Origin of the sequence: Sphingobacterium rhinopitheci (assembly GCF_022627575.1) — a bacterium.
Classification (GTDB): Bacteria; Bacteroidota; Bacteroidia; order Sphingobacteriales; family Sphingobacteriaceae; genus Sphingobacterium; species Sphingobacterium rhinopitheci.
Genome location: NZ_JADEYQ010000042.1, coordinates 1 through 8,277, shown reverse-complemented (window position 1 = coordinate 8,277; position 8,277 = coordinate 1). Strand labels below are relative to the sequence as shown.

Sequence of the window (8,277 nt, the reverse complement as noted above, 5' to 3'; positions counted from 1 at the left end):
ACAATGAATTTATAAATGGTTTAATTAAGAATTCACTTAGTGAAGAAGATAAAGAATTATTAAAATTTTATGAAGTTGGTTATGAAAAGTATTACAATCTTTTATAATGTTAATTTATAATAGTTAATAGATTAAAAGTGAATTTCTTTAGCATTCATTTTGAATTAACAAAAGTCTACTTATTAAGTAGGCTTTTTTTTGTTAGTGTGAAATATTGGACAATATTATTTTATTTATTATCAGATAAGTCGTGTTTGACCATTTTTTATGAAAGTGGAATGAATAGGGGGCTTATCAGCCACATGATTTTAAAAATAGCATCAATTTTATAGTTTATTCATAGGTACTAAAAGTAGCCATTGGTGATTTTAATGGTGGATTTATCAGACAATATATTCTTTACTTACTGTCTGATAAATCATCTTAATTTGTACGTGAAAAGATTGTTTTTATGTCAGTATGTTGCTTTAATGTTGCGGTGTTTTGTAACTAAATGATAATCAGTATTTGTTATGAATTGTATCGGCAAATAAATCGTAATTAACGGTAATAACGGATAATTACTAATAATATATAAACCCCTTAAAACTAATGTTTTAAGGGGTTTTTTATTTATTTTTACTTATATTTGGTTTGTGTTCTTTGTTATGGATTTGTACGGATTTTGTACGTCGAAAGTGAAAAATACAAAATCTGTACAAATTTAAAATGACGTGGTGGAATTATGAAACATCAGGAAACGTCAGGAAACATGAGGAAACATCAGGAAACATTGCGAGGTGATTTCATGAAACAATATAAACTTAAATAAACATGTCAAGTAATATTAAGATTAGTCGCATTTGCGATTTTTGCGGGAATGCTTTCTTAGCAAGGACAACAGTAACACGATTCTGTAGCAAAACTTGTAATAGCAGATTTTATAAGAAGGAGATTCGTGATAAAAAACTTTTGAAATCTCTCGAAGAAACACATGAGAAATTAAAAAATCCTAAATCAACTGATGTGGGCTCAAATAAACCCGTACTTAATGTAGTTGAAACATGTCAACTTTTAGGAATTAGCCGTAGTACACTATGGAGATTAATTAAGCATGGACGAATAAAAGTCACAATGATCGGTAGGCGTGTAATTATAGCTCGAGCAGATATTTTTGAATTTATAAAATTATAACCATGATAAACGTTAAATTAAGAGAAAGTCAATTGAAAGATGGTCGTGTAAGTCTATATTTAGACTATTATCCTCCTATCGTCAACCCCAAAACAGGTAAATCCACTCGTAGAGAGTATTTAAAACTTTATTATAAAAAGAATACTAAAGATCCATTAGAAAGGCAAAAAAATGAAATCATAAAAGCTGCTGCAGATAAAATTAGGATAGAAAGAACTAATAGCTTACTTACTGGAGCATTTGAGGAGGGATCTTTTTTTGCACAAGAAGAAAGCTTCTTGGAATTCTTTAAAAAAGAGTCAAAAAAACGTGCTACATCAGACGGTAATTATAACACTTGGAAAAGTTCATATGCATATTTTTGTAGATTCACTAATAACCGCTGTAAGTTTAAAGATATAACAGAAAAATTGTGTAGAGATTTCAAAATGTATTTAGAAAGGACAACCACACTTAAAAGTGAAATGAATAAATTAAGTCCTAATTCAAAGCACATGTATTACAATAAGTTCAAAGCAGCTATAAAAGAAGCATTTTTACAAGGACTTATTTCTAAAAAATTCACTTCAAGGATTCAATCTCCTAAAGCTGAAAATCCATTTCGTGAATTTTTGGAAGATGATGAAATTAAAAAATTAATGGAAACGCCTTGTGAAGTTGATACAATAAAAAGAGCGGCTTTATTTTGTATTGTAACTGGTTTAAGGGTGAGTGATGTTTTTCCTTTAAAATGGAATTCGTACTCTTATGATTCAATAAATAAACATAGTTTAAGATTGAAAAGTGCAAAAATGGGAGATCATATTTATCATCCTATTTCCGAACAAGCATTTGAACTTATGGGTAAAATAGGCGGAAATAATGATCAAGTATTTAGAGGCTTAAAGTATTCAGCTAACAATAATAAATTATTGGAAAGGTGGTTGCATTTAGCTGGAATAAAGAAGAAAATAACCTGGCATAATTTCAGACATACTTACGCTGTTATTGTAATTGAGAAGCATGGTATTTATGCAGGCAAAGAAATGTTGCATCATAAAAATCTTAAAACAACTGAAATTTACAGCCACATGAAAATTGGTCAGCGTGTAAAAATTGCAAATAGCATAATCATATGAGGCTAAATAAGTTTAATTGTAATGCAGGTAGAGATTTCATAAACGTATCGATAGATCTTTGGGATGATTTTAAAAATTTTTATAATGATTACGTTCCTAATGAAAACTATGAAATAGTTTATACGTATCTGGATAATCTAAAATTTCGACTAGAAGGAACTAACGTTATTAATGATTTCTTACAAGGCCAATTAGAAGTAATAAGAATGTTGTTATCAAAAGAGGAGGGATTTGACGTCCATGATAGGTTGATATCTCTTAAACAGTCTATTTCTGAATTTTCTATGATTAAGCATCTAATCTCAGGTAGTGATCATCCTATTGTGCTTGGATATTTAGATTTTATAAGTAATAAAATATTACCTCTATATAGCATTAAAAATGATCTTTATGAGGCTGAATTAAATATAAAGCATCACAGAAGTTTTGTTCGTAAAAGTCCCGAAGAGTTTGGATATGTTAAACTAAACTTAAGTATTGCTGAATCCAATCATTTACTAGTTATAAAGAAATATTTTAGAAGTATCATTCCTAATGAGGATCATAGAGTTAAATTTGAACAAGAGTTCATCCATGGAAGGGTTAATGATGATATATATGATATTGATATAAAAGAATTGAAAAAGTTTTGTGATTTTTTTAAATTTTTAATTGGCTCTGGGTATTTAATAGTTGAAAAGAAAGCTTTAGCAAAGTGGTTGAATAGAAAGTTTAGAAAATTGAATAGTGGAAAGAGCATAGGTACAGCTGAAACTTTGAAAAAGTATCTCAATGGGGATTTTGATATTCGATTTTTAAATAAACTAAATCTTTAAAAAATATTGTGTAGATAATTATATAGATTCTTCAGTGGGTTTTGAGTTCAAGGATTTTATTCGTTTTTTAAATTAAGGAAGTAAAATTTGGTTAATCGATTAGAATAAATATTATTCTAGTTTTTTAATGTCCAGTATTTAATGCATAAATTATAATTTATTTAGTTTATGCGTTTTATTTTGTACATTAATTATGTAATATTTAACAAAATATTAATGTGTAGAATATTGTGTATTAATAGGTTAATTTGTACTATATGAACAATATAATAGACATTACTTATTTATCGGATAAAGCTATTTTGCAAAAAATAGGGTTCTTTATTCAACAAATACGTATTAAAGAAAATATAACACAGAGTGAATTAGCCCAAAAAGCTGCTATAAGCCGTACAACTTTAAGTATGCTTGAGCGGGGTGAGAATATATCTTTAGTCAATCTCATTAAGATCTTACGTATTTTAGACGTACTATATGTTTTAAATAGTTTTGATGTGCAAGAAGAGCCTAGCCCAATTGAGTTAGCTAAAGGCGAAAGACAAAAACGACAAAGAGCATCTAAACCAATTACGCAAGAGCAAGATAATTCAGATTTAGGATGGTAACAACAGCATTTGTTAATATATATGGTAAACGTGTAGGTGCCGTAGCTTGGGATTCAAATAGAGGTTTAGCTAGTTTTGAATATGATCCAAAATTTGATATCAAGCAATTTCCAATAGCTCCCATTAAAATGCCTAATAAGAATAAGGTATATAGTTTTCCTGAATTTAGAGAAAGCGAAACTTTTAAAGGTATGCCTGGATTATTAGCGGACGCACTACCTGATAGATATGGTAAAGAATTAATTAATGCTTGGTTGGCACGACAAGGGCGCCCAGATAATAGCTTAAATCCTGTAGAATTATTATGTTTCATAGGTAAACGTGGCATGGGCGCATTAGAATTTGAACCTGTAATTAGTAAAGAAACACCATCTTACGACTTAGAATTATCAGATTTAGTAGAAATACCTAAAGCCTTATTAGAAAGGAAAGAAAACCTAAACATTACCATCAAAGGCAAAATGGAGGATGTAATGATGGACGTATTAAAGATGGGGACATCTGCTGGAGGTGCAGGCCCTAAAGCTATTATTGCATATAATGACACTACAGGTAAAATATAATCTGGACAAACATTAGCCGAAGAAAGTTTTGAGCATTGGTTAATCAAGTTTGATGAGATTAGTGACGTACAATTTGGCGCTTCCTCAGGGTATGGACGGGTAGAAATGGCTTATTACAAAATGGCAACAGATTTTGGTATTGAAATGATGGAGTCAAGACTCATCGAAGAAAATAATCGTACACATTTCATGACTAAAAGGTTTGACAGAATTGATGGTCATCAAAAAATACATGTACAAACATTTTGTGCTATACAGCACTATGATTTTGCAAATATTACATCTTATAGTTACGAGCAAGTTTTCCAGACGATGCGCCAATTAAGATTAAGCTATGCTGAAGCAGAACAGATTTTTAAGCGAATGGTATTTAACGTGATTGCAAGAAACTGTGATGATCACACTAAAAACTTTTCATTTTTGATGGATGCACAGGGCAAATAGAAACTAGCTCCCGCCTACGATATATGTTTCGCATATCGTCCGGATAGTTTATGGGTGAGTCAGCATAATTTGAGTATCAACGGTAAACGTAAAGATTTAGGACGTACAGATTTGATGGCAATTGCCGAACAAAACTCTATTCGTAATCCAGTAAAAATCATAGAGTAAGCACTTGAATTGGTGAAAGATTGGAGTAGATATGCGGAAATGTATCAAGTTGAGAAATCCTTGGCAAAGCAAATAGATGGGGATTTAATCAAGGAAATGACATGATGATAGATAAAATACAGAATAGATTTAAAGAAATTAGTAAACCTATAGCTGGAACTTTGAAAAAGTATCTCAATGAGGATTTTGATATTCAATTTTTAAATAAATTAAATCTTTAATTTCCTTTTTGGCATAAAGGAAGATTTACAGAAGTAACTTTGTTTCATTAACTATTCGTACTTAATATTATCTTATGGAACAAGTATCGATTACTAATATCAACAAGCAAGAATTTGTTGATATTATCGAAAAAACTGTAAAAAGAGTACTAGGTTCAATAAAACCTCAAGTTATTGATAGTAGAGAAAGACCAATAGGCGTATCTAAGGCCGCTCAAATATTGTTACTTTCTATACCTAGTATTTATCGTAAATCCAAAAATTTAGAAATACCACATTTTAAAAAGGGTAATCGACTGTATTTTTATGAGAGTGAATTAGAAGCTTGGCTCAAAGATGGTCAAAAGCTTACTCAAGATCAATTAGGTGTTTTGTCAGACATCTATTTAAAGAGATAAATATTAATATTATATCTCTATTTTTTGAATTTTAAATGGAATTAAATTTTTTATTAATTGTTGGTGTTGTACTTTTAAAATTAGGGATTATCGAGACTAAATTATACTACTGGTTCTGTAACAGAGGTAATTTTTACACTCGAATGCTTAATGAGAGTATTTTTTTATTATTTTTACCCTTGTTTAAAACATAGAAGTAAAACTTACCCTTATATGATATGAGTAAATTTGATCGAAGAGTTCCATATAATGATTTGCCTTTATTACCTCTTGTCTATTTCGGTGATACTAGGCCAGTGATTTCGGCGTCATTGGGCCAATTATTTCGCTAGTCATTGGGCCACTTTCCTATTACAATAATATACAATTCAATTAAGATTCCAATTTCTTTTTTCTTCTATAGGATTCACCAGTCAATTCGACTCTATGCGAAGAGAAAGTGACCCTATCAAGAATGGCATCAGCGATAGTACTTTCGCCTATCAACCCATGCCATTTTTCTACTGGTATCTGCGTGGCTATTATCAATGATGCACTGTTATAGCGATCTTCTATAATATCCAGCAGTGCCGTTCTTGCCTGCTGATCTATAGAAGTGAGTCCAAAGTCATCGAGTATTAGCAGTTCAGTTCTTTCAATCCTTTTAAGCAATTTATGGTAAGTGCCATCCAGTTTGGCTATTTTCACCATATCAAAGAACCTACCCGTATTGAGATGTAATGTCCTAAAGAGCATTTGACAGGCTTTGACACCTACGCACTGCGCAAGGAAGTTTTTACCACAACCAGCAGGACCTGTTAGGATAATATTCTCCCGACGGTTTATAAAGCCTAGTGAAAGTATTATACTTTACCTAAGTAATATATTAGTCTCCGAAAACGTTCAAATGTCATCTAGTACATAAAGTATCACGCTCTTGATCAATAATCTATTATAGATCGAGAGCGTGATGGAATGATTTTGAATATTACAAGTAATATCAACCTTAATAAAAGCTTGATCGAGATGTGTTTACTGGAATTTAAGTTTCTCCACTAAGTCATTAAAATATTGTTCCCCCCAAATTTCAAGTGTCGTATCATTTTTTATAAATGGAACAACATCTTCTTTTACATGATCAAATGAAATAGTTTTGATTTTCTCATGAAGAAGTTCTAAGATGTCATTTTGGGTCATTTCTTTTTCCATCCAGTCAGCAGTATCTATTGCTCTAAGCTTAAAATGGTTTATATCAAGAGATATACCTTTTTTTATATACCACTCCAAATCATACCAATCCCTTCCTTTCACTCTGTTTTTCCACTTGCGGAATAGGAGTGCGTGCATTTTTCCTGCAAATAGACTCGGTTTGTCGAAACATTTTACATAAAAGGAAAAGGGGTGAGTTAATAGTTTCATTTCTGTTGTAAATCCCAGAGGTGGCTGACGGTCGACTTCTATCTTAATCTTTATGCCCCTGTTGGTAGATTTAATACCAGATTGTTTTACTATATCTTCCAATACCAGCTCTTTCCATTCTGTTTCAGATTTCAGAAAGGCTGAATCAATATTTGTTTTTTCTTTTTTCTCTTTCTCTCGGATGCTAACCTTCATCCCGATAGACTCAAACTCAGTTAAGATAGCTTCGAAATAAGGTTCAAGGGAAAAATTGGGGTCAGCTTCCAAAAGTGAAAAATCAAGATCCTCAGAAAACCGGTCTAGACCGTAGAATATCCGTAGGGACGTTCCTCCATAAAATGCTGCCTTTTCAAAAAAATTTGTTCTTGATAGACCGGCCAGTGCAACTTCTTGCATGATTTCCCTTAAAGCTGAAAGTACTTCTTCTGTGTTTTTAGGGTCATATTCCGAAATCCATTCTTTAATCATAATTTTTTAAGGGTTTTAATGAGTATTCTTAAACTCTCTTTTTTGGGCGCATCAGGAATCCATGAACTTAATTCTTTAACATTGAGCTTTTGTAGTCCTACTGCATCTATTCGTAAGTCTTCAATCAAAAAATCATATGTTTGAGATATACTTCGTAAAGTAAGTCCTGCTGTGCTGATTATTTTATCAAATAATGCTTTTTCAGGTGAGGCTACAAGGGCAACCTGTCCGGATATCAGTTCTACGCTTTTTATTCCAAAGCTGTAATACGGTAAAGGCATAAACCGGTATGAAAACCTTCCAACAGGCGTTTTTATTTTTTTTGAGAGCTTCAACGTAACGGAACTTATTTCAAAGACCCGTTCCGGAATCAAACCCCAGTAGGAAAGAGCAGTCTCAAGTGACACATAACTTGGACCCCATAAATAATTTGCTATTAAAAAGGGTTCTGGCACTGGTAAATCTGTATTTCTACCAGGAATATATAGTCCTCTTTTTAAGAGTATGAGGTCTCCATTTTTAATAAGTTCACTAATTTTATCATTTGGTCTTTTGTAATCTTTGAGCATATCCAGCATGACCTGTCTGGTGAACGGGGCATTATTAAACTGTTTGGCTAAATATCTAAAGTCCATTATTGTTGAATTATTTTACAATAATCGGATTTTTTCCGATTTAATGCAAATATTTTAACATAATTTATTTGTAATATAATTTTACGATAATCGGTTTATTTCCGATTATTATTATTTAAATTAACATACTTTTTTAAAAGTATATGTACCACGAATTTGTAAACTAGCTAATTAATAGCTTCCTTTTGATATTGCTTAAGAAGTTAGAGCAGATATTATTTAAGATAAATTTTCACCAACTAATCGTTGAAAATTATTTTATCCATTGGAT

At 31.3% G+C, this 8,277-nt stretch carries 9 protein-coding genes and 1 pseudogene; 7 read left to right on the top strand and 3 right to left on the bottom strand.

Annotated elements, in window-relative coordinates; translation table 11 throughout:
• The first annotated feature begins 813 nt into the window (after positions 1–813).
• The 7 genes and pseudogenes from IP023_RS15505 to IP023_RS15475 all read left to right on the top strand — a co-directional run bounded on the left by IP023_RS15505 (position 814) and on the right by IP023_RS15475 (position 5,505).
• Entirely contained in the window at positions 814–1,173 is a 360-nt protein-coding gene (locus IP023_RS15505; protein ID WP_241791319.1) for a helix-turn-helix domain-containing protein, read from the top strand.
• A 2-nt stretch (positions 1,174–1,175) separates the two neighbouring features.
• Positions 1,176–2,291: a tyrosine-type recombinase/integrase gene (locus tag IP023_RS15500; protein WP_241791318.1), complete on the top strand. Its 1,116-nt coding sequence runs from the start codon at positions 1,176–1,178 to the stop codon at positions 2,289–2,291.
• Positions 2,288–3,106, top strand: coding sequence for a hypothetical protein (locus IP023_RS15495; RefSeq protein WP_241791317.1), 819 nt, complete (start codon positions 2,288–2,290; stop codon positions 3,104–3,106). Before IP023_RS15500 ends, IP023_RS15495 begins: the two co-directional genes overlap by 4 nt.
• Before the next feature lie 257 nt (positions 3,107–3,363).
• On the top strand, positions 3,364–3,711 hold the full coding sequence (locus tag IP023_RS15490; RefSeq protein WP_241791316.1) for a helix-turn-helix domain-containing protein: 348 nt from the start codon (positions 3,364–3,366) through the stop codon (positions 3,709–3,711).
• Positions 3,705–4,274: a type II toxin-antitoxin system HipA family toxin gene (locus tag IP023_RS15485; RefSeq protein ID WP_241791315.1), complete on the top strand. Its 570-nt coding sequence runs from the start codon at positions 3,705–3,707 to the stop codon at positions 4,272–4,274. Before IP023_RS15490 ends, IP023_RS15485 begins: the two co-directional genes overlap by 7 nt.
• Positions 4,275–4,304: 30 nt before the next feature.
• Positions 4,305–4,718: pseudogene (locus IP023_RS15480) on the top strand (type II toxin-antitoxin system HipA family toxin); the annotation flags it as partial.
• A gap of 463 nt (positions 4,719–5,181) precedes the next feature.
• Positions 5,182–5,505: a helix-turn-helix domain-containing protein gene (locus tag IP023_RS15475; protein ID WP_241791314.1), complete on the top strand. Its 324-nt coding sequence runs from the start codon at positions 5,182–5,184 to the stop codon at positions 5,503–5,505.
• 372 nt (positions 5,506–5,877) lie between these two features.
• On the opposite strand, the gene IP023_RS15470 is transcribed toward IP023_RS15475, so the two are convergent.
• The 3 genes from IP023_RS15470 to IP023_RS15460 form a co-directional block, all read right to left on the bottom strand.
• Entirely contained in the window at positions 5,878–6,348 is a 471-nt protein-coding gene (locus IP023_RS15470; protein WP_317224563.1) for an ATP-binding protein, read from the bottom strand.
• A gap of 168 nt (positions 6,349–6,516) precedes the next feature.
• Positions 6,517–7,371 (bottom strand): nucleotidyl transferase AbiEii/AbiGii toxin family protein, encoded by an 855-nt coding sequence (locus tag IP023_RS15465; RefSeq protein WP_241791313.1) that lies wholly within the window; start codon positions 7,369–7,371, stop codon positions 6,517–6,519.
• The gene (locus IP023_RS15460) at positions 7,368–8,006 is read right to left on the bottom strand and encodes a type IV toxin-antitoxin system AbiEi family antitoxin domain-containing protein (protein WP_241791312.1); all 639 of its coding nucleotides are present in this window, start codon (positions 8,004–8,006) and stop codon (positions 7,368–7,370) included. The genes IP023_RS15465 and IP023_RS15460 overlap by 4 nt, the downstream gene beginning before the upstream one ends.
• Positions 8,007–8,277: the final 271 nt, after the last annotated feature.